The organism is Streptomyces sp. JHA26, from assembly GCF_002005565.1.
Classification (GTDB): Bacteria; Actinomycetota; Actinomycetes; order Streptomycetales; family Streptomycetaceae; genus Streptomyces.
Map to the genome: position 1 here is coordinate 97,889 of NZ_BDJC01000003.1, position 25,453 is coordinate 123,341.

At 70.9% G+C, this 25,453-nt stretch carries 13 protein-coding genes and 2 pseudogenes; 8 read left to right on the forward strand and 7 right to left on the reverse strand.

Annotation, left to right across the window (positions count from 1 at the left end; translation table 11 throughout):
• Positions 1-19: 19 nt before the first annotated feature.
• The 3 genes from JHAT_RS02725 to JHAT_RS02735 all read right to left on the reverse strand — a co-directional run bounded on the left by JHAT_RS02725 (position 20) and on the right by JHAT_RS02735 (position 2,512).
• On the reverse strand, positions 20-1,216 hold the full coding sequence (locus JHAT_RS02725; protein ID WP_077796398.1) for a serine/threonine-protein kinase: 1,197 nt from the start codon (positions 1,214-1,216) through the stop codon (positions 20-22).
• Between the two features lie 235 nt (positions 1,217-1,451).
• Positions 1,452-1,643, reverse strand: a complete 192-nt coding sequence (locus JHAT_RS02730) for a DUF397 domain-containing protein (protein ID WP_077796399.1) — start codon at positions 1,641-1,643, stop codon at positions 1,452-1,454.
• Entirely contained in the window at positions 1,640-2,512 is an 873-nt protein-coding gene (locus JHAT_RS02735) for a helix-turn-helix transcriptional regulator (protein ID WP_077796400.1), read from the reverse strand. The genes JHAT_RS02730 and JHAT_RS02735 overlap by 4 nt, the downstream gene beginning before the upstream one ends.
• 162 nt (positions 2,513-2,674) lie before the next feature.
• Here JHAT_RS02735 and JHAT_RS02740 point away from each other — a divergent pair, with 162 nt between their 5' ends.
• Complete coding sequence (locus JHAT_RS02740; protein WP_077796401.1) at positions 2,675-3,187, forward strand: ATP-binding protein; 513 nt, start codon at positions 2,675-2,677, stop codon at positions 3,185-3,187.
• Here the strand turns inward: JHAT_RS02740 and JHAT_RS02745 are convergent.
• Together JHAT_RS02745 and JHAT_RS02750 are read right to left on the reverse strand one after the other, a co-directional pair.
• Positions 3,132-5,717, reverse strand: a complete 2,586-nt coding sequence (locus JHAT_RS02745) for a DUF262 domain-containing protein (RefSeq protein ID WP_077796402.1) — start codon at positions 5,715-5,717, stop codon at positions 3,132-3,134. The two genes, JHAT_RS02740 and JHAT_RS02745, sit on opposite strands and share 56 nt — an antisense overlap.
• A gap of 176 nt (positions 5,718-5,893) precedes the next feature.
• Positions 5,894-7,666 (reverse strand): sigma-70 family RNA polymerase sigma factor, encoded by a 1,773-nt coding sequence (locus tag JHAT_RS02750; protein ID WP_077796494.1) that lies wholly within the window; start codon positions 7,664-7,666, stop codon positions 5,894-5,896.
• A gap of 248 nt (positions 7,667-7,914) precedes the next feature.
• Between JHAT_RS02750 and JHAT_RS02755 the strand changes: the two genes are divergently transcribed.
• From JHAT_RS02755 to JHAT_RS35880, 4 genes and pseudogenes are all read left to right on the forward strand, one after another.
• The gene (locus tag JHAT_RS02755) at positions 7,915-10,947 is read left to right on the forward strand and encodes a hypothetical protein (protein ID WP_077796403.1); all 3,033 of its coding nucleotides are present in this window, start codon (positions 7,915-7,917) and stop codon (positions 10,945-10,947) included.
• A 123-nt stretch (positions 10,948-11,070) separates the two neighbouring features.
• Positions 11,071-15,765, forward strand: a complete 4,695-nt coding sequence (locus JHAT_RS02760; RefSeq protein ID WP_077796404.1) for a DEAD/DEAH box helicase — start codon at positions 11,071-11,073, stop codon at positions 15,763-15,765.
• A gap of 124 nt (positions 15,766-15,889) precedes the next feature.
• Positions 15,890-17,413: a hypothetical protein gene (locus JHAT_RS02765; protein WP_077796405.1), complete on the forward strand. Its 1,524-nt coding sequence runs from the start codon at positions 15,890-15,892 to the stop codon at positions 17,411-17,413.
• Positions 17,355-17,588 (forward strand): annotated as a pseudogene (locus JHAT_RS35880) (hypothetical protein); the annotation flags it as partial. The gene JHAT_RS02765 and the pseudogene JHAT_RS35880, both read left to right, overlap by 59 nt.
• 56 nt (positions 17,589-17,644) lie before the next feature.
• Here JHAT_RS35880 and JHAT_RS35105 read toward each other — a convergent pair.
• Positions 17,645-17,779, reverse strand: a pseudogene (locus JHAT_RS35105) (carboxymuconolactone decarboxylase family protein); the annotation flags it as partial.
• Between the two features lie 272 nt (positions 17,780-18,051).
• Here JHAT_RS35105 and JHAT_RS02775 point away from each other — a divergent pair.
• The 3 genes from JHAT_RS02775 to JHAT_RS34935 all read left to right on the forward strand — a co-directional run bounded on the left by JHAT_RS02775 (position 18,052) and on the right by JHAT_RS34935 (position 22,067).
• The gene (locus JHAT_RS02775) at positions 18,052-19,422 is read left to right on the forward strand and encodes a cellulase family glycosylhydrolase (protein ID WP_171990711.1); all 1,371 of its coding nucleotides are present in this window, start codon (positions 18,052-18,054) and stop codon (positions 19,420-19,422) included.
• A 118-nt stretch (positions 19,423-19,540) separates the two neighbouring features.
• Positions 19,541-20,710: a cellulose-binding domain-containing protein gene (locus tag JHAT_RS02780; protein WP_077796407.1), complete on the forward strand. Its 1,170-nt coding sequence runs from the start codon at positions 19,541-19,543 to the stop codon at positions 20,708-20,710.
• Between the two features lie 904 nt (positions 20,711-21,614).
• Positions 21,615-22,067, forward strand: coding sequence for a SulP family inorganic anion transporter (locus JHAT_RS34935; RefSeq protein ID WP_077796408.1), 453 nt, complete (start codon positions 21,615-21,617; stop codon positions 22,065-22,067).
• A gap of 24 nt (positions 22,068-22,091) precedes the next feature.
• Here the strand turns inward: JHAT_RS34935 and JHAT_RS02790 are convergent, their stop codons facing one another.
• Positions 22,092-25,058, reverse strand: coding sequence for a carbohydrate binding domain-containing protein (locus JHAT_RS02790; RefSeq protein ID WP_077796409.1), 2,967 nt, complete (start codon positions 25,056-25,058; stop codon positions 22,092-22,094).
• Positions 25,059-25,453 lie beyond the last annotated feature (395 nt).

Below are 25,453 nucleotides of genomic sequence, written 5' to 3' on the forward strand. Positions count from 1 at the left end.
GCGCCACCGGAGGCCGGGCTCAGAGGCTTGGCTGTGCGGCGTACCGGGCCCGCAACTCCTCGGCCACGCGCAACGACGCGGGTGGCCGCCCCGGCTTGCGGGCCGCGGGCACGGGGACCTCGGCCGCCGGGCCAGGGGGTGCCGCGCTGCTCTCCGGGGGGTCGGACACGTCCGTGGCCTCGGTCTCCCCGGTTGCCTCGGCGGCGTCCTCCTCGTCCGGCTCCGGAGCGGCCGGGGGAGGGCTGTCCAGAGGGCTGTCCGGTTCGGCCTCGTCCAGCGTGACCGCCCGTTCGGTGAGCCGCTCCCACACGGCCGGCGGGTCGGTCCCGGGTGCCGCCGACGCCCCCTCTCCCGTCGCGGTGGCGTCGATCAGGGCGTGCCGGGCTGCCATGGGGGACAAGCCCGCGGTGGACAGCACATTCGTGCATCCGGCCATCACCGCGTCGAGGGAGGGCCGGTCGGCCGGGTCGTGCGCCAGCATGGAGCCGATCAGCGGTGCCAGGGCCTCGGGGAGACCGCTCAGGTCCGGGGCGTGGTCGGGGTGGGCGACCTGCCCGACGATCGCCTCCCAGCGCGCCCCGTCGTAGGGGTAGTGCCCGGTGGCCGCGTACAGCAGGACCGTGCCGAGCCCGTACACGTCGGCGGACTCCTTGACCTTCGTCCGCCCCAGCGCCTGCTCGGGCGGCATGCAGCGCACGGTGCCGATGATCATTCCGCTGTGGGACAGCGTGTCCTTGGAGGTGTCGAGGAACGCCCCGAGACCGAAGTCGATCAGGATGGGGCCGTACGCGCCGAGCATGACGTTCTGAGGCTTGAGGTCCCGGTGGAGCAGCCCCACCGCGTGAACGGCCTGGAGCCCTTCCGCGAGCAGGGCGCCGAGGCTCGCCACCAGGGGGACGGGCAGCGGGCCGTTCCCGTCCACGTACGTCAGCAGTGTCTGGCCCGGCACGTACTCCATGGCCAGCCAGGGCCGCTCCGCGTAGGGGTCGGCGTCCAGGAAGCGGGCCACCCGGTTCGTCCCCACCACCGTCCTGGCGATGAGCGCTTCCTTCTCGAAGCGCGCACGGGTGACCGGGTCCAGCCGGTCCGAGCGGATCAGCTTCACCGCGACCGGGTCGCCGGCGGGCGAGAAGGCCAGGTAGACCTCACCCATTCCCCCCGAGCCCAGCTCCCGCTCGACCACGTACCGGCCGATCTGCTCGGGCACCCCATTCATGAACCGTGCGTATCCTCTCGTGCACCGCATGTCCCCCCACGCGGCCTTCAGCAGGCCTACACCTTAATCCTCAAAGGGGAGCGGAGGGACCCATCCCTCTCATTAACGTGCGAAAAGGCCCTCGGCCTGGAAAAGAGGGGAGACGAGGCGACCGGTGGCGGACCAGGGGTGCCGGGCCGCCACCGGAGGAAAGATCGTGACCGGGGTGGAGCGTCACGGCCCCGGGCACGGCGGGTCAGGTCCGGTCCCGCCCCAGGCTCGCGACGAACCCGGACCATGCGCTCCGCGTGAACGCGAGCCGAGGGCCGCCGCGCTCCTTGGAGTCCCGTACGTGTATCGCGGCCACGTCGGCGGCGATCTCGACGCACTCGCCTCCTTCGTCACCGCTGTAGCTGCTCTTGAACCAGTTGAGCTGTTCGGTGTTCATAGGTCTCCCAGCATCTTCTCGAGCAGGCGCAAGGACTCGCGTGGGGTGAGTGCCTGCCCTCGGATGCTGCCATGCTTCGCGGCCAGGACACGCACTTCTTCCGGGTCAGTGATGAGGCGGCTGAAGTGCTGGACCTCCAGATAGGCGACCTGCGGTTTGCCCTTCGGGGTGAGCAGTGTGAACGGGCCTCCCATGCCCGCATGTTCCTCGCTCATGGTCGGCATGACCTGGATTTCGACGTGGCGCAACCGGCCGATACGGAGGAGCTGTTCCAACTGGCCGCGCTGTACGGCCGGGCCGCCGAACGGCTGGCGCAGAATGGTCTCCTGGACGACGGCGCTCACGGTCGGCGGCGGCCATCGGGTCATCAACTCCTGCCGAGTCATCCTCGCAGCCACACGTTCCTCGATGGTCTCTTCGTCGAAGAAGGGCTGCCGACTGCCGAACACGGCACGTGCGTACTCCCGGGTCTGGAACAAGCCCGGCACCGCCTGATTGGCGAAGTAACGGAGCTCAACCGCCTCCGCCTCCAACCGCGCGTAGTCCCGGAACCACTCCGGATGCCGCACCCTGCGCCGGGTCTTCGCCCGTTCCACATCTTCCGCGGCCGACGCCAGCAGGCCCCCGCAGTCCAGCAACCGGTCCACCGCGACCAGAAGTTCCGGCTGAGGCGTCCGCCGGGCCCGCTCCACCGACGAGATCGTCTCCTCGCCGTACCCGATCCGGTCGCCCAGCTCCTTCTGGCTCAGCCCGGCCCGCTCCCGGGCGACCTTGATCTGTCGCCCCAGGGCCCGGAACAGGTCCGCGACCTCGTCCGTACCGTCCGCCCCGCCGCCCGTGGGGACCCCCGTGCCCGACTGTGCTGCCATGCCGTACCACCACCCTGTTCCCTGTACCGAGGACGAACCGGCGAGGGCCCGGCCGGGTCACGGCCGGACGCCCGTACGCCCCACCGTCCGCACCGGGACAGTCACCCTGCGTACCACCCGGAGTGCTCCCCACGGTAGGACGACTCGGTCACCCTCGGTAATGTGAATCAGGAAACCGTCACCGCACCCGGTGAACCGATCGTCGGCACGGCCCGCTTCCGTACCTTGTTTCCCACCACCGCGCACGGTGCGCACACCGCGCGTCACGCCGCCGAGCGTTGGCTGGCCGAGCGGAAGGGCGGGCCGGAGGCCGCCGGCGACGACAGCGCGGCCACGGCCTCCCTCCTCATCGCCGAACTGACCGCGAACGCGGCCCTGCACGGCCGGGTGAGGGGCAGAGCCGCACGCCTCGCCCTCACCCTGACCCCCACCACCCTGCGGATCGAGGTCACCGACGCGCGGGGCGAGCGCCGCCCCGTGCCGGCCCCGGCCGTCGATGCCGACGGCGAGTCCGGACGGGGTCTGCTCCTGGTCGCCTCGCTCGCCGACGCCTGGGGCTGCGAGCCGTACCCGCCGGGCGGCAAGACGGTGTGGGCGGAGTGCGCCCGGCGGGCACCGCTCAGGACGGGTTCCGGCTCTCCCAACGGTCCCGGAACCACGTCAGCGTCTCGGTGAGCAGTTCCCGGTTGCGCTCCTTCTCCAGCAGGGACAGCCGGATGTTGGGGCGCAGCTCCAGCTTGCCCTCCGGGATGTCGACGCCGTCCAGGGCGTTGAGGCGGGTCAGGAGTTCGGCGCGCAGCGCGCGGTCGGTGAACGGCTCCCGTGCGGCCATGTACTGGAACACCACCTCCGCCGTGCCTCCGCGCCCGGCGCCGGGGTAGAGCGTCATCGGCCAGATGCCGCGCCCGGGGCCGCCCGCCTCGCCGAGCATGAGGTAGGCGCTCGTGGTGACGTGTCCGGCGCCGTGGCCGATCCAGCCGCCCAGGGATTCCCAGTGGGCGAAGAGCGCGCGGACCGCTTCGACCGTCTCGGGGGAGTCGTCCGCGGCGAGCTGGCGGAAGAACCGTTCGGCGCGGGTCTCCGCGTCCGGTGCTTCCGCGGTTCCGTCCTGAGCGGTGTCCTCGCCGTCCGCCCGGTCGTCGTCCGTGCCGGCGAGCAGCGCGGCGAGGTCGTCGGCGGTGAGCCGCTGGGCCGGGTCGGCGGACCCGGTGGCCGTGAAGCGGACGCCGTCGGCGGTCAGCCGGGCGCGGACGTCGTCGCTTCCCGCCTCCTGGGGGGTCGCCCACCGGAAGCCGTCGGAGACCTTGCCCTCGGAGGTGAGGACGCGGTACGCGTTGACCACTCCGGGGGTGTTGGCCAGGTGGTTGCCCACGGCCTGGGCGCCGGAGCCGAGGAACGCAGCGAGGTCGCCGTACGAGGTCCAGGTGCCGTGGGGGAGCGCGGCGAGGACCTGGTGGGCGAGCTGCCAGTCGCGGTTGCGCTCCGCGCGGCCGACTCCGCGCTGCGGGGCCGGCCACAACGCGATCGCACGGTCGGCGAGTTCGTCGGCGCGGGCCAGGATCTCGCGCACGCCCCAGCGCTCGGTGGCGGCGATGCGGCGGTTCATCTCCAGGTGGCTGCCCCGCAGCAGGTCCTGCTTGCGCTCGAAGGGGTGGTTGGACAGCTCCGCGTTGACGGCGGTGAGCGTCAGGTTGCCGAGGGTGTGCTGGAACCGGGCGTGCAGTTCCTCCGCGGTCTCGCCCTCGTCGGCCTCCTCGCCCAGCGTGCGCAGCCACTCGTCGCCGGGTGACTGCGGCATGACGTGTTCGACGGTGAGCTGCGCGGCGGCGAAGTCGACCGGCTCGGGATGTCCGTAGCTCTCCTCCAACCGCTGCAGCACCAGCTTGCGCTGCTGCCACCGGCCGTACTGGTAGAACGGCGCCGTCCTGATCTTCTCGCGCAGTTCGGCGTCGTCGGGCCAGAAGCGGTTCTCGGAGGAGAGGAGCCGGTGCAGCCCCTCGGTGACGGGCACGTCGAGCGGGAGCTGCCCCGGCACGGCCTGGAAGATCCGGTTGAGGTTGTTGGTCGGGACCCGGCAGATCATCCGGCGGACGAGGAAGCTCTCGATGTACGCCAGGGCGCGGGCGGTGCCGGCGGAGTCCAGCTCCCCGCGCTCGCGCCGGTCGAACAGCAGCATCAGGGCGGGGTAGGTGACGGCCGCCTGCCACGCGTCCAGGCGGCGGAGCGCCTCCCGGACCGCGGGGTCGGGCTCCTCCTCGGGGTGCAGCAGCCGGCGGAAGTGGGCACTGCGACGGTGCAGTTCCTTGATGTACGCCTCGATCTCCGCGTCGCCGGCTTTCGTGTTCTCGAAACGTCTTTGCTGGGCGGCATAGAGGTCCTGGCGGCGGACCCGGTCATCTCCGTCGAGTACGAGTTGCAGCCACATGAGCTGTTCCAGCTCGTCGTTGCTCAGGCTCTTCTGCAGGGGGAGCCAGTAGGTCTCGTAGACGTGCTCGCCGCGCGCCTGGAGCTTCATGAAGAGGTAGTTGCGCAGCAGGTCGGCCTGGCTCAGCTTGAGGCCGGTGTTGTTGAGCGACTCGAAGATGCGGTGGACGTTGTCACCGCGCTCGGCGGTCACCGCCACCAGCGCGAGCCGGGAGGTGATCGCCTGCTCGATGCGGAACACGTCCTGCGGGGCAGCCGGATCGTCCGCCTCGACCAGCTTCTTGCGGAAGAAGGCGTAGGCGGTGGCGACGCCGCTGCCGGTGTCCTGATCGGTGAAGGGACCGCGGATGTGGGCGGCGAACTGCTTCCGGTCCGCCTGCGTCGGCAGCAGACGGAGGTGGTCGTTGCCGCTCTTCCACTTGTTGATCAGGTACTGCTCGTCGATGCGCTGGGCCTCGACCGGCGCGGTGTCCGCGACATGATCGCGGATGGCGGCCAGGGCCAGGGACAGCGTGGTCAGCCGCTGCTGGCCGTCGACGACGAGCCAGCGGGGGAACGTCGCGTCGTTCTGCGGTGACGGCGCGAGCACCACCGAGCCGAGGAAGTGCGTGCTCCCCTTCTCTTCACCCGACTCGAGCAGCCCGGCCTGTTCCAGGATGTCGCTCCAGAGCTGTTTGAGGTGTTTCTCGGTCCAGGAGTACGTCCGCTGGTAGAGCGGCACTTGGAACTGCTGGGCCCGGCCCTGCATGAGATCGGCGAACAACGTCTCCTTGGCCTGCATATGGTGGCCCCCTTGATCCTCGGTCGTCCGCCGCCGATTACACCAGGCCCGGCCGGTCTCCGTATCGAAAAAACCCCGCGAGGTGCGGAACCGTCGGAGAACCGGTCACATCGTGGTTCGTGAACTGAGCCGACACATGTGCTGTGGGCCTACGCCGATGAGGAGGAGGACGTGTCTCAGCGTTCGGCTCCGTCTGTCTTGCTGCTACGGCTGACGCGCCGTCGGGGCGCGGTGGTGAGCTGGCGGCCGTCGTGGATGATCCGGATCAGTTCGTCTTCTATGAGCACTACGACCGTCGTACCCACTTTCAGGCGGGCGCCGACGTCGATCACCTGCCCCTTGACCACGATGCGTCCGGAAGGGTCCACGCGGTGCCGCTCATTGGTGTAAGCCGAAGAGGCGACGGGCTTGAAGCGGGCTACCCCCTCGGGAAGAGCGGTGGAGTGTGGCGCCGCGGGCATAATCTTGGTCGTGACGGGGCGGGAGCGAGGGCGGGCGTTGCGAGGCTCGACTGGACGAGGCGGGGGAATGGAGCCGGTTTTCCTGTAGACCTCCACCAAGGAGCGCAGGGCTTCGGCGGCCTGCTTCTCGATCTGGCGCACTCGTTCCCTGGTGACCCCGAGGTGCCTGCCGATGGCGTCAAGGGTCAAGCCAGGGCCACCATCGTCCAGGCCATGGCGCAGTGCGAGTACCCGGGCCTCACGCCAGGGCAGCCGGACGACCAGGCACCGCACTTCGTGCGGTGCCAGATCCATGTAGTCCGGTTCGTCTTCCAGGCTCTGCGGTTCCTGTGCCGTACGGTCGAATTCCTCGTGGAGCGCGTCATCACCGATGGCCTCGGCCAACTCCTCCAACGGGACGGTCCGGCGCACCTGAGACAGGAGCTCGGCCGCCTTCTCCTGAGACATCCCCGCACCGGCGGCCACGGCAGGAAGGGCGTCGGCAGGCGTGTCGTGGCCCAGCTCCCGAGCGGCTCTGTGCAGTGCGGCCAGGGAGTCGTGGGTGTGCACGGGAAGCCGGACGGTGCGGCTCTTGTCCGCCAGAGCCCGATGGATCGCCTGACGAATCCAGTTGACAGCGTAGGTCGAGAACTTGAAGCCCCTGCGATGGTCGAACAGCTCGATCGCGTGCAGCATGCCGAGGTTGCCCTCCTGGATCAGGTCCATGAGGTCCAACCCGCGCCCGGTGTGTCCGACGGCGATGCTCACCACCAGCCGGAGGTTCGCGTGGGCGAACTCCGTAAAGGCCTGCTCCCCGAGCCGGACGAGCTGTTCGAGCTCGCGTCGGAGCTTGGGAGCGACCTTCCTGTCGGCTTCGTCCAGCTTTTCCCTCGCCAGCAGTCCCGCCTCGATGGCCTGGGCCAGTTCCGCCTCCTGCTGCCGGGAGAGCAGCGGATACCTGCCGATCACCTTGCGGTAGTACTTCAGCGGGTTGAAGAAGGCCTGGCCCGTACCGGAGCTCTCGAAGGATGCGTCGGCGGCATTGGCGACAGGGCGCGTCGGAGGCTTCGGTGCTGGTGCTGGTGCTGGTGCTGGTGCGGGTGGGGCCGGAGCCGGCCGCAGCGTCTGTATCGTCAGTGCGGCCAGGTCGAGTCGGCTGTCCGGTCCCAGCTCGATGGTGAAGCGCGGGCCGGGCGCTCTCTGCGCCGGTACGGCGGGGAGCGCGAGAGGTGTAGGTGCCTCCTTCGAAGACGGAGTGGGCGTGGGGCGAGCCGGCCCGGACGATGCCGAAGGACTGCCGGTCGGTATACCGAACGAGGCCGCCAGGGCGGGAGGCAGCGTCACGCCTTCCCGTGCGACCCGGTTCAGGGCCTCGGCGATCACGGTCTTGTCCGTTCCCATCAGCAGCTGCCGTAGGCCGATCGAGGTGAGGACGCGTTCCGGGCCTGCCGCCGCCAGAAGTGCCGCGTGCAGCGCGGCCGCTGCTCCAGCCTCGACGTCCGTCGTCATCGACGCCCCCTTTGTGCCCAACAGCAGTGCAACGAGCTTTCTCGTATGGAACCACCAGCCACTGACAACTGCGTCACGAATGAAGACAGGCACTCGTTGTCAGGCAGGGCCCTTCATGCGCTCCGGCAGAACCGGTGCTCGCTGTTCCGTTTGCGCGGAACCTGTGTTCCAGGCGCAAAGGAATGGTAGAACGGTAAACATCACCGGTCCGGACCGCAAGGAGGTACGGCTCGGTCGGGGAGGGAAACATGCTGGTGGATCCCGCGCAGCTGCTGGACGACTGCGAGCGGGCATGGCGCGAGGCGGGGGAGCCGTCGGCCGTGGAAGGGGGGGAGTCCGGCCTCCGGCGGACTGCGCTCGTCCTGGAGGCGCTGGTGGCCTACGCGCTGCTCGCCGAGCGGTCCGGCCTGCCGAAGGACACCGTGTTCACTCGCTGGCCCGCCTGCACGGTGCACACAGTGGCGCTCGGTGCGGAGAGGGAAGTGCCCGGTCTCGCCCACCTGTTGTCCGAGGCGCGAGCGCGCGTCGTCGAGGCCCGTCCCGAGCTCGGCCGCCGCCGCGCCGCCGTGAGAGCAGCGACGGCCGGTGATGTCTGGGTCACGGCCGCCCAGGAGGCGGCCCGCTCGCTGGGCTGGGCATGGCGCCCACCGGCCCTCGCGGCCCCGCCGGAGGCCCCTCCGCCCGCCCCCGTCACCCGAGGCGTCACGGCTCCGCCCGAACTCCGTCTCGGGCCCGGCGCGGGCAGTGTCCTGCTGGTTCTCCCCGGTGACCAGGGGACAACCGGCTGGCAGCTGGCGGCCGACGGCGAGTCGGTCACCGCGTCGCCACCGCACTGGGTTCTTTCCGGTCCCGTGCGCCGCGTCGAGGCCACCGACCCGACGGGCACCACTCATGTGTCGGCCGTCGTCGACCCGGACACCGTCCTGCTGGCCTTCGCAGCCGACGGCCACCGCGTCCCCCTCGACGAGCCGCTGCCCGCCACCGAGATCCACCTGCTGCACGTGGGCACCCTGGAGACGGAGGGCGCGCAGGCCGCAGCCGTCGAACTGCCCACCCCGTACGGCTGGAGCGGCTGGACCCTGAGCAAGGTGTCCCTGGCCGGCGTGACCCGGCTCCGCACCTCGGGGGCGGCACCGGGCAACTGGCTGGAGGTGGCCGTCGGGCGGTCGTTCGGCTGGGAAGGCGGCGCGACGCTGCCCTGGCTCACCGGTGAGGACGGAGCACCGGTGTGGCACCGGCCGCCCGCACTCCGGCTCCGACGCAAGCCGGGTGAGCCGGAGGCACGGCACTGGCAGGTGGAGGTGCGCCGCCCCGGCCGTGAGGAACCGCTGGCCCGCCTCACCGGCGCGCCCGGCGCCCTCCTCGACCCCTGGCAGGACGTCCCCGGCCCGCTGCTCGGCCCGTACGAGATCCTCGTCCACCGCCCTGACCGGAGGCGGGGGCGGCGCCTCACGGCCTTCCTGGCCGAGGGCGTCGAGGCGACCCCCTCCGCCGAGTGGCGCCTGCTCGCCCCGCACGGCGGACTGGCGCCGGCGCGCCTGACCCTCCGTACCAGCCGGCCGGTGACCGCCTCCAGCAATGCGGTCACCTTCGCCTCGTACGAGATCGCCAAGGAACTCGTCCTGCGCGACGGTACGAGCGAGTTCCGCGTCCAAGCGCTCGTCCCGCACTCCGAGGCCCGCCTGGAACTCGACGGCCGGCCCCTCGCCTGGTCCGTCCGGCCGCTCGACATCGACGCGGCCGACCTGGTGCGCGACAGCGCCCTGACCGTGCGGCTGCCGGAGCAGGCGGTGGCCGTGACCCCCGAACTGGCCCTCGTCGTCGAGGACGCGACCCTGCTCACCCTGACACCGGAACGCCGCACCCGGACCCGCAAGGGCGACCTGCGCTACTCCCTGACCGCTTTGACGGACACCGTCCGCGACTGCGCCAAGGCCGAACTGCGCCTGTTGGTCGCGGGGCAGAGCGTCCACGTCGGCACCGTCCGCACCCAGCCCATCGCGGAGGACGTCGTACCGGACGGCGCCGGACTGCTGCTGCGCGGGCTACGCCACCCCGGTGAGCTGACCGCCCGGATCCACAGGGTCCTCGCCCCGTGGCAGCAGCCGCTGAGCGTGCCGGTCGACGACAGCGGCCGTATCCCGCTGCCCGCCGCCTGGCGCTCGGCCGGCCCGCTCGTCGTGAGCCTGCACGCCGGGGCCCCCACGGCCGACACCGCGCCCTCCTGGCCCCGCCTGCGCGACCGCGACACGCTGGTACTGCGCCGTTCCCCCTGGACGTCCGCGGTCGTCGAGGCCACCGCCGCGACCCGGACCACGGAGTACCTGGGCGGACGCGGGACGCTGCCGCGGGGCACCGACGCCCTTCCTTACCAGTGGGTCGTGGCCGCCCGCGGCCGCGACCTGCAGGCGTGCGGAGCGAAGGAGAGCGCACCGGCGGAGTGCCGCCAGGCCCTGGGGGACGCCGGGGCCGACGCCCTTCTGGGAGCGGTCGGCAGTTCCCTGCGCTCCGGAGAACTGGCCGCCGTACTGGTGGGCAGCGGCCTGGCCGCCCTGCGCATCCGTGAGGTGGAGGACCCGGCCGCCGTACGCCCCGTCTGGCGACGGGCGCCCCTGTGCGCGCTGCTGCTCACGGCGCCGCTGCTGCCGTACCTGTCCGGCGACCCGGCCTATGAAATCGACGAGTTGTACCCGGAGGAGAAGGAACTCCTCGACGAAGTGGGACAGTTCCTGGGAAATGCGGGTACGACGATCCTGGCCGGACACGAGGACCCCAGCAGCACGGTCGGCCGGTTCGACGCCCACGTCCGCGTCCTCGACGAACTCCCCGAGATCCAGCAACAGGCCATGTGGCGCACGGCGGGTGTCGTGCCGCGCGGGCTCCTGGACATCGACACCCGCGCCGCGGCCGCCTGGCAGGCCTTCCGTGACCGGCGCAACCTCCAGTACTACGCCGTGCGCGAGGAGTGCGAGGAGTGGCTGGAGGCCGTCGAGAACTTCCTCGACGAGGGGCACGACCTCCTGGCGCGGGCGTTCCGCGACCGGGGATCTGGCCCGCTGCGCGGTCCCGACGAGGCGTGGATGCGGGTGCCCCAGTTCTCACTGGGCTGCGCGCTGATCGCGCGGCTCGCCGCCGCGGGGGACCAACGAGCCGTCGGACTGGAGCGGGGACTGCGGCCGTTGTGGACGTCCGTGGCCGCCCACGCACCCGACCTCACCGCCGTCGACCTCGCCCTCGCGGAGTGCCTGGTCACGACCGAGACGGTGCGGGCGACCGGCTGAGCCCGGCCGGAGGCAGGCGTCCCGCCCGAACGGGCCCGCGGACCCACGTCTCACCGGTCCTCAGCCGCCGCCCACCACCATCACACCTGTCCGCCCCGCCCGCCGCAGACCCGGAGCCAGCCCGTGCACAGCCTCGACCCGCTCGCTACATCCACACTGATCAGCGACACCTACCGCCGCTACCTGCGCTCCCTGCTGCCCCTGCGCGAACCCCGCCTGGCCGAGGCCCTCGCCCACGCGATCGACACCAGCCCGCTGCTCACCAAGGGGCCTCTGCTGGAGGCCACCCCCGCCTACGCGCCGGGCGCCACCCTGAACGAGCTCATCGGCGAGGGCGTACTGGACCCGGCGTTCCGACGGTTGACGGGCCCCGCCCTGCCCGCCGACCGCCCCCTGTACCGGCACCAGGAGCAGGCACTGCGCAAGGCCGTGGCCGGACGCAACCTGGTCGTCGCCACGGGCACGGGCTCCGGCAAGACCGAGAGCTTCCTGCTGCCCGTTCTCAACGCGCTCGCCGCCGAACACGCCCGCGGCACCCTCGACCCCGGGGTCCGCGCCCTGCTGCTGTACCCCATGAACGCGCTCGCCAACGATCAGATGAAGCGCCTGCGCCGACTGCTCGCCGAAACACCGCACATCACCTTCGGCCGCTACACCGGCGACACCAAGGACGACCCGCGCCAGGCCGCCGACACCTTCGAGCAGCTCAACCCCGGCGAGCCGCGCCTGCCCAACGAACTGCTCAGCCGCCGCGAGATGCGCGCCACGCCGCCCCACATCCTGCTCACCAACTACGCCATGCTGGAGTACCTGCTGCTCCGTCCCCAGGACATGGACCTCTTCGAAGGCGAGCACGCGGGCGGCTGGAAGTTCGTCGTCGTCGACGAGGCCCACGTCTACGACGGAGCACGCGGCGCCGAACTGGCCATGCTGCTGCGCCGGCTGAAGGACCGGGTGGGGCAGGGACGCGACATCCAGGCGATCGCCACCAGCGCCACCGTCGGCGCTGAGGAGAACCCCGCGGCCGTCACCGCCTTCGCCCAGGCACTCTTCGACGTCCCCTTCCACTGGGACGCCGACGATCCGGACGCACAGGACCTCGTCACCGCGACTCGGGTGGCCGCACCCGACGGCCCCCACTGGGGACCGCTGCCGACCACCGAATACCTGCGCCTGGCCGCCACGGCCGATCCCGGCCCCGAGATCGTGTCGGCCGCACGCATGCACGGACTGCCCGCCACCACCGCCCCGGCCGCCGCCCTCGCCGCCGAAGCCGGCACCGCCGCCCTGCGTCGGGCCCTCGCCGAAGGGCCCCGGCCCGTAGGCGAGATCGCCCAGGCCGTCTTCCCCGGCGACCCGGTGGGGCCGGCCGCCGTCACCGCGCTCATCCAGCTCGCCAGTCAGGTGACCGACACCGACGGCGCGCCCGTCCTCTCCGCCCGCTACCACCTCTTCGCCCGCGCCACCGAAGGCGCGTTCACCTGCCTCGACCCGGTCGGCCCCCACCTCGACCTGGCCCGCCATGAGGTCTGCCCGCACTGCACACGGCCCTCCTTCGAACTGGGCGCCTGCCGCCGCTGCGGCGCCGTCCACCTGCACGGCACCCTCGACGGCCCCGGGGGGCGGCCCCGTCTCGTGCACCGCAAGTCCCCCGACAAGCCGCACACCTGGCTGCTCCTGGACGGGGACGGCACGGGCGCGGGTGTCGACGAGGACGACGAAACCCTCGGCGAGAGCGCCAAGGGCGGACTCAGCGAGCGCAGACTGTGCACCCGCTGCGCCAGTGTGCACCCCGCCGGGACAGTGGCCTGTGCGGTGGACGGCTGCGAGGGGAGCGAGCTGCGTCGCGTTCATCAGCTGGACACCCGTGAGGGAACCCCAGCTTCCTGCTTGGCCTGCGGCGCCCGTGGCCATGGCATGATCCGGCTCTTCGAGACGGGCAACGAGGCCGCCGCCGCCGTTCTGGGCACCGCCCTCTACCAGGCGCTGCCACCGGAGACCGACGGCCCCGCCGCCGCACTGCCCGGACGCGGCCGCAAGCTGCTGTTCTTCAGCGACAGCCGCCAGGCCGCCGCGTACTTCGCCCCCTACCTCGAGGGCTCCTACACCCGTATCCAGCACCGACGCCTGATGACCCAGGCCGTCCTGAAGGGCTGCCCCGGCCCTGACGAGCCGCTGCACATCGACGACCTCGTCGCCCACACCGTCCGCGCCGCCGACCGCGCCGGAGTCTTCCGCCGCAACGACTCCCGCCAGGCCAAGCAGCGCGAGGTCGCCTTGTGGGTGATGCAGGAAGTGCTCAGCATCGACGACCGACAGTCGCTCGAAGGCCTCGGCCTGCTCCGAGTCGACCTCGACCGCGAACCCTTCTGGCGACCGCCCGCCGCCCTCACCTCCGTCGGCCTGAGCGACGACGAGGCCTGGTCGCTGGTGCAGGAATTGCTGCGCACCGTGCGAAACCAGGGCGCGCTCACCATGCCCGAGGACGTCGACGCCAGTGACGAGGCCTTCGCCCCGCGCCGCGGGCCCGTCTGGGTCCGCTCCAAGGGGTCCGACGCCAAACGCAAGGTGATCAGCTGGCTGCCCAGCGCCGCGGGCGTCTCCAACCGACGCGTCGACTACCTGGAGCGGGTGCTCGACGCCCTCGGCCACCAGGGCGACCGGCGCGGGACCGCACTTGACGTCCTCGGTCGGCTGTGGAGCGACCTCAGCACCGGGCACCTCGCCGACTGGTTGCCGGGGGAGACCCAGGCAGGCATCGGCGCGGTCCGCCGACTCGACCACGCCTGGCTGCGCCTGCGGCCCGTCAGCGACGACAGCGAGCCGCTGTACGCCTGCGACCGCTGCCGCCGCGTCGTCGCCGTGTCCGTACGCGGGGTGTGCCCCACCCTGCGCTGCACCGGCCGCCTCGAGGAGTACAAGCCCACCACCGAGACGGAGGGCCACCTCCGCCGCCTCTACCGCACCTTCGACCCCGTTCCGCTGCGAGCCCAGGAACACACGGCCCAGTGGACCGGTGAAAAGGCGGCGGAGATTCAGGGCGAGTTCGTCCGCGGGCAGGTCAACGCCCTGTCCTGCTCCACCACGTTCGAACTCGGCGTCGACGTGGGTGAACTGCAGGCCGTCGTCCTGCGCAACATGCCGCCCTCCACCGCCAACTACGTGCAGCGGGCCGGACGCGCAGGCCGGCGCGCGGACTCCGCCGCGCTCGTCCTCACCTACGCCCAGCGACGCCCCCACGACCTCGCACGGTTCGCGGAACCCCACCGGATGATCGCCGGAGAGGTCCGGGCCCCGATCGTTCCCGTCGACAACGTCCGGATCGACCGCCGCCACGCCCACTCGATTGCCCTCGCCGCGTTCTTCCGCGCCATGAAGGAGGAACGGGGTCGCATCTGGCGTAAGGCGGGAGAGTTCTTCCTGCCGGACGAAACCACCGGCGAGACCGCCGCACACCTCGTGCGCGACTGGCTCACGCCCGTCCCGGAGAGCGTGGCGGCGTCGATTCGCCGGGTGCTTCCCGCAAGCGTCCAGGACGAGATCGACGTGCAGTCGGGCTCCTGGGTCGGCGAATTGGACCGGCTGCTGCGGGCGGCGGGACAGATCCTCGACCAGGACGTCACCGCCTACAGCGAACGACGCGACCAGGCGGTGGCCGCCCGCAAGTACCGGCTGGCCGACATGTACGAGAAGGTCATCCGCAACCTGACACACCGTGACCTCCTCGGTGTCCTGGCCAACCGCAACGTCCTGCCCAAGTACGGCTTCCCCGTGGACACCGTCGAACTGCGCATCCCGCAGGACAGCGGCGCCGTATCCGGTCAGCTCGAGCTCACCCGTGCTCTCAGTGCCGCCGTCCACGAGTACGCGCCGGGAGCCGAGATCGTGGCGGGCGGCCGTCTGTGGGCGTCCGCGGGCGTCTACCGACTGCCCGACCGTGAACTGGTCAGCCGTCACTACACGGTGTGCGACACCTGCGGCCGTTACCGCGAGGCCACCGAGCCCGTCGATCCCACCTGCACCGCCTGCGGTGCGCTGTCCACCTCCGCGCCGCGCCGCTACGTCGAGCCGGTCTACGGGTTCGTTGCCGCGCGCGGACCCCAGCGCAGCCCGGGACAGACACCGCCGCGCCGCTCCTGGTACGGCGACGTCCACATGTCCACCGACACCGCGGACGTCCACGAAGGAACCACCGTCTTCGCCTCCGGACACACCACGGTCTGGTCGGCGGGCGCCCGGGGCGAGATGGTCGTCGTCTCGGAAGGGCCGGGCGGCGCCGGGTACGAGATCTGCGACTGGTGCGGCTGGGGTCGTCCGCACGCGCGGGCGGGGTCCCGGGGTGCGGCACACCCTCATCTGCTGAAGGACGCGCAATGCAGCGGACCGCTCCGGGTCGTCTCCCTCGCGCACCGGTACCAGACGGACTTCCTCCAGATCCGCCTCGACCCGCTCACCGCCCTCAGCGCGACGCAGGAAACCCTACGCTCCGGTCTCTACGCACTGCTGGAAGGCGCGGCCGCCCACCTGGAGATCAGCAGGGACGACATCGACGGCACGGTCCACACCGGGACCGACGGCATGCCGTCACTGCTGCTCTTCGACACCACACCGGGCGGCGCGGGTAACACGATCCGCATCGGCGAGCATCTCGAAGCCGTCGTCGAAGCGGCGGCCGACCGGATGGACGGCTGTGAATGCGGCCCCGAGAGCAGCTGCTACGCATGCCTGCGGACCTTCCGCAACGAGCGCTTCCACGAGCTGCTGAGCCGCCGCGAGGCCACGGCGCTCCTGGGCGCCTTGTCAGGGGTCGGCCACTGATCGCACGAAGGTGAAATACGAGAGAAAGGGCAGCTTGTGAAGTGGCTGTAGGAGCCACATACTGGTGCCGAGAACGATCAGTGTGGCGTCGCCCCGGTGGGCACGGGCAGTCTCGGGGGAAGCAGTGAGTGGTCCGGACAGCAGACTCGTGCAGACCGCGGTGATCGGGAGCCCGAACTCGGGACGTGCGATCATCCTGCCGACGGACGCCGATGAACTGCTGCGGTGGCGTCGTGGTCACCGTACCTACTCGTACTGGTGCGGAACTCAGCTCGGTGGCTGTGGCAACGAGCTCTCCGACCGCCTGTACCGCGACAAGGTCTGCCACTTCGCGCACCGACCCCACACCTCCTGCCATCGCACGGCCACGGGTGCCAACAGCGCCGACCACCTCTTCATCAAGGACGACCTCGCCGCCTGGACCGGCAGACTCGGGATCAAGGGACGTGCCACCTCACGCGATCTCGGGTCCGGACCGGGCGACGCCGTCGACTTCCGCACCGGGAACGGCGGGCAGCAGCACGTACGCTTCCAGTTCAGCAAGCTCTCCCACGCCGAGTGGACCAGCACACGTGATCGGCTGACGCGCGAGGCGGCCACCCTCGACTGGGTCTTCGGGCCGAGCACCGTGCCACCGGAAACCATGGAAGAGCTGTGTGACGAGTACGGATACCTGCTTCGTTTCCGTTTCGAGACGCACGGCGCGGCCCGGCACATCCGTCTCCGGGCGGAGGACCCCCGGAACAGCACCGAATGGGTGCCACTCCGGGCCTGCGCCATGACTCCCGAGGGGCTGCGGGTGCCAGGAGCCGAGCGGCGCCGCCGCACCTCCGGTTCGCGGCCTCTCGACGCGGCGGGTACCGCGGCGGCGCCGAGGCCGCGCGACGACCAAGTACGAGCGCTGAGGGAGGCGCTGATCACCGCCGCACGCCTCCGGACCAGGCCCACCTGGGAGGCGCTGTGCCGCACAGCCGGCGGTGACCTGCTGGAGGTCTCTCCGCAGGACCGGGCCGGCCTGCTCATCGCCGTGGAACAGGCCGGCGGAGAGAGCGCACCGCTGCTGTCGGCCCTTCTGAGAACCGCAGAGGGTGAACCACCGCCCTACATCCGGGAAGTCGTCGCCGCTGCCGGGGGCGGGACACCGGCCACGGCACAGGTGTTGAAGCGCTGGTGCCAGCGGGAGACCGACCGGGCGTTCGCCGTGTACGGAATGCCGTCCCGCACCGCTCCGGCGCGTCTGGCGCTCACCACCGACGGACGGATCGCCGCGCAGGGAGCCGCGCCGGCGACGCGGCGAACCATCGTCCATGTCGAGGCCCGCGCCTCGGTACTGGAAGTCACACCGCTTCATGAAGCCCTGCGCGGTGCACGGGAGAAGCAGGACAGAAGGCTCGTGGTGGGGCTTCTCGAACAGGCGGAAGACTCGATAGTCACCCTGCCGAAACCCGAACACGCCAAACTGCTCCAGGAGATGAGGACGGCACGCGACTGGCTGAACAGCGGGGTGACGAAGCGCAAGCGGAAGCGCCAGGCGCCGGCGAATCCGGGGAAGAAGACGCGGGCCAAGAAGAAGGGCAGCACGCTGAGGGATGCCCGTCCGCTGCCGGGCCTCGGGGGAAAGCCCAAGAAGAGGAAGCCGTCACGGTGAACCCGCGCTCCGCCCGGCAGCCGCAGGAGACTGCGGCGCACCCGCCGGACCGTCAGCGGAACGCGGCGAGTCCAGCGAGGACGCGCCGATCGCCTGTGGCCTGCTCATCTCCGGCGTCCTGCGCGAGGCGGGGCTGCCCGCGGGCGTGCTCAACGTCGTCACCAACGACCGCGCCGACGCCGCCGAGGTGGTCTCCGCACTGATCGCCGACCCTCGGGTGCGGATGGTCGACTACGTGGTGGACGCCGCGGTCTTCTTGGCCGCGTTGATCAGGGCGACCAGGGTGGCCAACGCGGCGACCTGGTCGTCGTCGTAGTGCTTGCGCACCCGGGCCCGGGTCTCGTCGGACACGCCCTCGGAGGCGTCGACGGGGGCCGAACGTCTCCGTGTGAGCGGCAGTCACCCGCGCCGCGGCATTCTTCGGCCGTCACATGGCTATCGCGCGTCGGCGTGTCGGTGTACGGTCTCGGGCCGATGGGCTTTGGGAGCGCTCCCATCGCGTCGCGCCGCGCTGCACCACGCCGCGCTCGCACGACACGAGTCATCGCACGTATGCGCACCGCACGAGTTCGCACCGCACGAGTTCGCACCGCATGAGTTTGCACCGCACGAGTTCGCATCGCATGAGGAGGAACGCTGTGAAACGCTTTTTGGCCCTACTGGCGACCTGTGCGACGGTCCTGGGCCTCACGGCACTGTCCGGTCCGCAGGCGGTGGCCGCCACCGGCTGCCGGGTCGACTACACGGTGGCCAGTCAGTGGCAGGGCGGCTTCCAGGCCGGAGTGAGGATCACCAACCTGGGCGGCCCCGTCTCCGGATGGACGCTCGGATTCACCCTGCCCGACGCCGGGCAGAAGGTCGTCCAGGGCTGGAACGCCACCTGGTCGCAGTCCGGCTCCACGGTCACCGCCACCGCTGTCGACTGGAACCGCACACTGGCCACCGGCGCGACCGCCGACGTGGGCTTCACCGGCTCCTTCACGGGCGCCAACCCGAAACCCACGGCGTTCACGCTCAACGGCGTCGCCTGCACGGGCTCCGTCGAAGAACCCCCGCCCACCTCGGGCGACGGCACCCCCGTGGACATCAACGGACAGTTGCACGTCTGCGGCGTCAACCTCTGCAACCAGTACAACCGCCCCATCCAGCTGCGCGGCATGAGCACCCACGGCATCCAGTGGTTCAGCCAGTGCTACACCAACGCGTCCCTGGACGCGCTCGCGAACGACTGGCGGTCGGACCTGCTGCGCATCTCCATGTACGTGCAGGAGGACGGTTACGAGACCGACCCCGCGGGCTTCACCAACCGTGTGAACAGCCTCGTCGACATGGCCGAGGCCCGTGGCATGTACGCCGTGATCGACTTCCACACCCTCACGCCGGGCGACCCGAACTTCAACCTCGACCGCGCGAAGACGTTCTTCGCCTCCGTCGCCGCCCGCAACGCCGGCAAGAACAACGTGATCTACGAGATCGCCAACGAGCCCAACGGCGTGAGCTGGGCGGGCATCAAGAGCTACGCCGAGCAGGTCATCCCGGTGATCCGGGCCGCCGACCCGGACGCCGTCGTCATCGTCGGCACCCGCGGCTGGTCCTCGCTGGGAGTCTCGGACGGCTCCAACGAGAGCGAGGTCGTCGCCAACCCAGTCAACGCCACCAACATCATGTACGCCTTCCACTTCTACGCCGCGAGCCACAAGGACAACTACCGTGCCACGGTGAGCCGGGCGGCCTCCCGACTGCCGCTGTTCGTCTCCGAGTTCGGCACGGTGAGCGCCACCGGCGGCGGAGCGGTGGACCGGGCGAGCAGCATCGCCTGGCTGGACCTGCTCGACCAGCTGAAGATCAGCTACGCGAACTGGACCTACTCCGACGCCGACGAGGGCAGCGCGGCGTTCCGGCCCGGCACCTGCGACGGCACCGACTACAGCAGCAGCGGCGTGCTGACCGAGTCCGGCGCGCTGCTCAAGAGCCGGATCAGCACCCCGGACAACTTCCCCACGAGCTGACCCCCGACGGGGGTCCGGCCGACCGGACCCCCACCCCGCCGATGGGGAGCGCTCCCCATCCCGTCCCCCCGCTTTCGCACCTCGTACGTCCCTCTCCCCCCTCACCTCGGAGGCACAAGTGCGCTCCCTTCTCGCACGGTTACCGCGGCGGCCCTGGGCCGCGGTCCTCACCGCCGCCGTACTGTCGGCATCCGCCCTCACGGTGCTGCCCGCGAGCGGCGCCGAGACCGGCGCCGAGACCGGCTGCCGGGTCGACTACACCGTGAACAAGTGGGCCGACGGCTACACCGCACAGGTCAAGGTCACCAATCTCGGTCCGACGCTCGACAGTTGGCGGCTGACCTGGACCTACACCGGCGACCAGCGGGTGACCTCCGCCTGGAACGCGACCGTCACCCAGACCGGCGCGTCCGTCGTCGCCGACAGCCTCGGCTGGAACGGCACGCTGCCCACGGGAGGCGCCGCCGAGTTCGGTCTGCAGGGGACCTGGCGTTCGGCCGACCCCGCACCGAGCGACTTCGCCCTCAACGGCGTGTCGTGCGGCGGCGACGGCACCACGCCGCCGACCACGCCCCCGCCCACGACCCCGCCACCCGGCGCGGACTGCGGCGACGCCGCGCTCTGCTCGGACTTCGAGGACCAGACCGGCTCCACCCCGTCCGGCGCCTGGCGCTTCACCGCACCCGACTGCCAGGGCACCGGGACGGCCGCCGTGGACACCGCCGTCGCGCACAGCGGCAGCCGGTCGCTGCGGATCGACGGCCGGGCCGGCTACTGCAACCACGCCTTCGTCGCCTCCACCGCGGACCTGTCCTCGGTCGGTCCGGTCATGCACGTACGCATGTGGGTGCGGCACACCACCGCGCTCCCCTCCGCCCACGTCACCTTCGTCTCCCTGCCCGACTCCTCCCAGAGCGGGCGGAGCCTGCGCGTCGGCGGCCAGAACGGCGCCCTGCAGTGGAACCGGGAGAGCGACGACGCCACCCTGCCGGAGCAGAGCCCGGCCGGCGTGGCGCTGAGCAGGCCGCTGCCGACGGGAAGCTGGCAGTGCCTGCGTTTCGCGATCGACACGACGGCCCCCGGACTCGACACCTGGCTCGATGACGAGCAGATTCCGGGACTGCACGCCGACGGTGTGCCGACGCAGGACGTCGACCGGCAGTGGCTCGCCCGCACCACCCCGCCCCGCCCCACCGCCCTGCGACTGGGCTGGGAGAGCTACGGGACGGGCGACGACACCCTGTGGTTCGACGACGTGGCCGTCGGCTCCGCCCCCATCGGCTGCTGACAGCCCTCCCGGCCGGGACTCCCGGCCGGCGCCCACCCCGGCGTCCCACCCGGACGCCGGGGCGGACGGTCATGTTCCGGACGAGTACTCCGCACATGTCGCAGAACCGCGGCGGCCGGCGTCCTGTGTGGAGGATGGCTCCGTGCTCGACGAAGCGCTCACCTGGCGCACCGTCAGGCAGGTCGGCATCTGGGCAGCACGAGTTCTCGCAACTCCGAGACAGGTGCTCGAGTGGGTGCTCGGTCGCCGATGGTGCAACAGCCTGGTTTTGCGCGGAAGCGCAGGCGAGGAGCCATCACGCAGGAGTCCGAAGTGCTGCGCACCATGTTCAGGTCCAAGATCTGGCACTTGGTCATTCCCGCAGGTCAGAGGCATGAATGTCGGGCTGAGGTCAGCAGACGGTCAGCATCGGACGCGGCGGTGTCCTGGCGTTGCTGACGTCCGGGCCGCGAGGGGAGTGACCCGGCCCGGCGCCGCCAGGGCCTCTGGTCAGGACGCGGCTGCGTCTTCAGCGGACCAAGCCTGACGATCAAGACGCAGTCGGCCCGGTGAGGACCACGTGGCGGCCAGGGACGGGACCCGTCGGTCCGCCTGCGGGGATACCGGTGACAGTGGCTGGGACGGGACGCACTGGCCGGGGCGACCGTGTGGGCGGTTCTCGTGCCCGAGGCGCTCGCCTGTGCGACGATCGCCGGTATCTCGTCCGTGGTCGGCCTCTGCGCGGCGCCCGCCCCCTGATCCTCTACGCCGTCCTCGGCAGCTCCGGACACCTGGTGGTCGGGCCGATGGCGGCCACGGCGGCGCTCTCGGCAGCGATCGTCGGTTAGACCGCGGGCGGTTCCGGCACCCATTCGCCGCGCTGACGGCGGCCCTGGGCGGTGCCGGCAGCCTCCTGCCGGTCCTCGTGCTGCGGTGGATCGCCCCGGTCGTGCCCGGCTCGCTGATCGCGGTGGTGCTGGGGATCGCGGTGGCGGCGGCCTTCGATCTGGAGGGCCACGGTGCCGCTGTCGTCGGGGACACCGACACCGGGCTGCCCTTGTTCGGCTTCCCCGACGTCTCGCTCAACGACCTCGGCGGTCTCGCCGCCGTCGCCGCGATGCTCGGAGTAATGGTCCTCGACACGCCGCCCGGCCTGTTCATCGGCACCGGCGCCTCGCTGCTGCTGCTCCTCCACCGCTCCTCGCGCCCGGTCGCCAGCGAACTGGGCCGGCTGCCGGGGAACGGGCACTTCACCGCGCTCGGCCGGCACAGGGACAGCCGCAGGATCCCGGGGTGGTCGTGCTGCGCGTCGAGGGCGGCGTCTACTTCGCCGACGCCGAGCGGATCCGGTCCACGGTGGGGCGGCTCCGCCCGGTGATCCGTCGGCGTGAGCGGGATGTTGCTACTTCAGGTAGGGGCCGTCCTTCCCGATCTTCCCGGTGCCGTTGAGGACGTAGACGCGGAGGTTGGCCTTACCGGGCGCCCCGACGGTGAGCCTGCCGTCGGAGACGATGCGGGTGTCACCGGTGACGGCGTCCCGGTAGGTGCCGTTGGGGATCCCCGTGTACATGGCGGAGCCGGACACGGTGACGAGCGCGAAGCTGTCGGTGACGCCGTCGGTGTACCGGCGCTTGAAGGCCATGCCGCCGGAGATGCCCTCCGTGGAGTACTGACCCGTTTGGAGGGCCGGGACGGCCCGGCGGATCTGGTTCAGTCGCTGCAGGTGCTTCACCAGCGGTTGGTCCAGGGTGGTGGCGACCTTGCCGCTCGCGGACTCCACCGTGCCGAAGCCGGAGGCCGTGACAGAGCCGGCCAGGTGGTCGCCGTAGTAGGCGCGTCCCGTCGTGGCGAGGGGGCAGGTAGGGCCGCAGTCGATCTTCTTGCCCTTCTGGAACTCGATCTCCGAGCCGTAGTAGAGGGTGGGGATGCCGCGGAAGGTCCACATCAGGGACATGTTCTCGGCCCAGGCGTCGGTGCCGCCCGTGTAGCGTTCGTTGCTCTTGTTGGGTCCGTAGTCGTGGCTGTCGACGTAGACGACGTTGTAGGTGGCGTCGTTGACGCTGTCGTCGGAGTCCTTGCCGTTACCGAAGGCGTTGTACGCGTCACCGAAGTTCATGTGCATGCGCATGTCGATGATGTTCATGCCGGAGAACTTGCTGTGGTCGGGCGCGTGGTAGGTGTTGCCGTTCAGGAAGGCGTTGTTCGAGGTCGGCTGGTTGCCCGTGCCCTGGCCGTTCTCGTAGTCGTACTGTTCGAGCGCCGCCTTCCCGTCGTCGGCGCTGTACTCCTTGCGCTCCTTCCAGGTGTAGAACTGCGCCGAGTGGTTGACCGAGCCCCGGTTCCACTTGTCGTTGACGAAGGCGGCGACCTCGGCGAAGACGAAGAAGTTCTTCGCGGCCTCGGCCCCGAACTTCTGGGTGACGCGCTCCTGGATGGCCGGCAGGAAGTGGCGGTTCCAGGTGACGCGGGGGATGTGGACGGCCGTGTCGACGCGGAAGCCGTCGACACCCATGTCGATGTACTTGTTGTAGGCGCCGATCAGGTAGTTCTGCACGGGTGCCGACTCGGTGTTGAAGTCGGCGAGGTCGTCGTGCAGCCAGCAGGAGCGGGAGTCCTCGCCCTCCCAGTTGCCGATCCAGCAGTTGTGGTAGTACGCCTTGGGGAACATGCCCGATGTGGGGTTCGGCCACTGGCAGTTGTAGATCGTGTAACCCTCGGGGCTCTTGGTCCCGGTGGGTTTGCCCCAGTTCAGGCAGGTGTTGCCGGTCGGTTCGGCGGTCGACCAGAGGTCGCCGTTGTAGTACGACTTGCCGGACTTGGTCTCGACGGTCAGACCGTCGTACTCGAAGCCCGCGTTCTTCTCGTCGTAGAGCCAGCTCCACTGGTTGTCCCGCACGCCGTACACGGTCGGCGTGAACAGTCCCTTGGCGCCCCAGCGGGAGCTGTGGTTGTAGACGACGTCCTGGTAGATCTTCATGCCCTTGGCGTGGGCCGCGTTGATCAGGTCCTGGTAGGTCGCGCCGGCCGACTCCAGCCGGGCGTCGACCTTGTAGAAGTCGTAGCCGTGGTAGCCGTGGTAGTCGTAGTCCGAGCGGTTGAGGACGACCGGGGTGATCCACACGGCGGAGAAACCGAGCGCCTTGATGTAGTCGAGCCGCTCGACCAGGCCCTTGAAGTCGCCGCGGAACATGGGGTCGTTGTTGGCGGCGTTGCCCGACTTCACGTGCTGGCTGCCGCCGCGGTTGTTGGAGCTGTCGCCGTCGTTGAAGCGGGCGGTCATGACGAAGTAGATCGGGTCCTTGCGCGGGTCCGTCCCCAGCGGTGCGCCCGTGGGGGGCGCCGGCGGCTTCTTCCCGGTGGTGGCCGAGGCCGGGGCGGAGGCGGCCGAGGCGTTGCCGGCCGCGTCCACGGCCTTGACCGTGTAGGTGTAGGTGGTGTTCTCCTCCAGGCCGGTGTCGGAGAGCACGGTGGAGGTCACGTCGGTGACCGTGGTGCCCTCGGTGCCGCCGGTGCGGGTGACCTGGTACCTGGTCACGCCGGTGTCGTCGGTGGCGGCGTTCCAGGACAGGACCACGGAGGTGTCGGTCGCGCTCGCCCTGACACCGGACGGGGCGGTGGGCGCCTCGGTGTCGGGTTCCTCGGCGGCGCACGGGTCCTTCGCGTTCGCGGTGACGGTGTTGTTCTTCACCGTGCTGGTCCCGGAGGCCAGGGTGTAGTCCGATCCGTTGTTGTTGTCCCAGACCCCGTTGCCGTTGTTGAAGGCCGCTCTCAACGAGGTCGCGGAGCCCAGGCCGACCGTCTGCTTCCACCAGCCGGCGCAGGCGGCCTCCATGCCCACACCGGGCACGGCGCTCCAGGAGCCGCCGGCGGGCTGGTAGTGCAGGTTGGCGGTGGTCCAGCCGAGGGTCTGGGTCGAGTAGTAGACGGTCGCCTCGTTGCCGGGTCCTCCGGTCCCGGCGCAGGGGTCGCTGTGCGCCACCACGCCGTCCTTGACCGTGATGTTCCCGGTGCCCAGGGCGTAGTCCTGGCCGCCGTTGTTGTCCCAGACACTCTTGCCGTTGTTGAAGGTGGCCTTCAGCCCGGCGGCGGATCCCAGGTCGACGGTGAGCTTCACCCAGTCCGTGCAGGCGGCTTCCATGCGCGTGCCGGGGGCGGTCGTCCAGCTTCCGCCGTCGGGGGCGTAGTGGAGGTAGTGGTCCGTCCAGTTCTTCGTCTTCGTGTAGTAGAAGACGGTGGCCGAGGCGGCGGCCGGGGAGGCCGGCGCTGCGGCGGCCTCGGACGTGGTGGGAGTGGTCAGGGGCAGGACGAGGGTGCCTGCGGCGAGAGCTCCGGCCGCCCAGGGGCGGGTGAGGGAGCGGCGGCGTCTCATGCGCGTCTCCAGGATGCGGTGGGGGAGGGCCGGCTGCCGTGCGGACGCCGGCGGAGACCTTGACGCGCCTCGAGGCCTCCTGCGTCCGTGCCCGCGATGCGCCGCCTGTCGGAAACTTGCGGCAACATCTTGCAGGCATCCGGAGATTACTCGCGCATGACAAGCGCGTAAAGAGTGCGGGCGTCCTTTCGCTGCCCGGGCCGCTCACCACCATCCGCCGGACATACGTCTGCTCCACCATCTCGCCACCGGACGGCGGCGGTCGTGCGAGCCGGGCGGCGGCGGTCCGCCGCCCGGGCGGGGGTGACGCGCGCGGCCGCACGGTGTGCGGGGGCCGCGCGCGGGCCGGGTGTCCCGGCACGTTGTCGGACGTGCGGTCACCCGCGGCGCCGGGC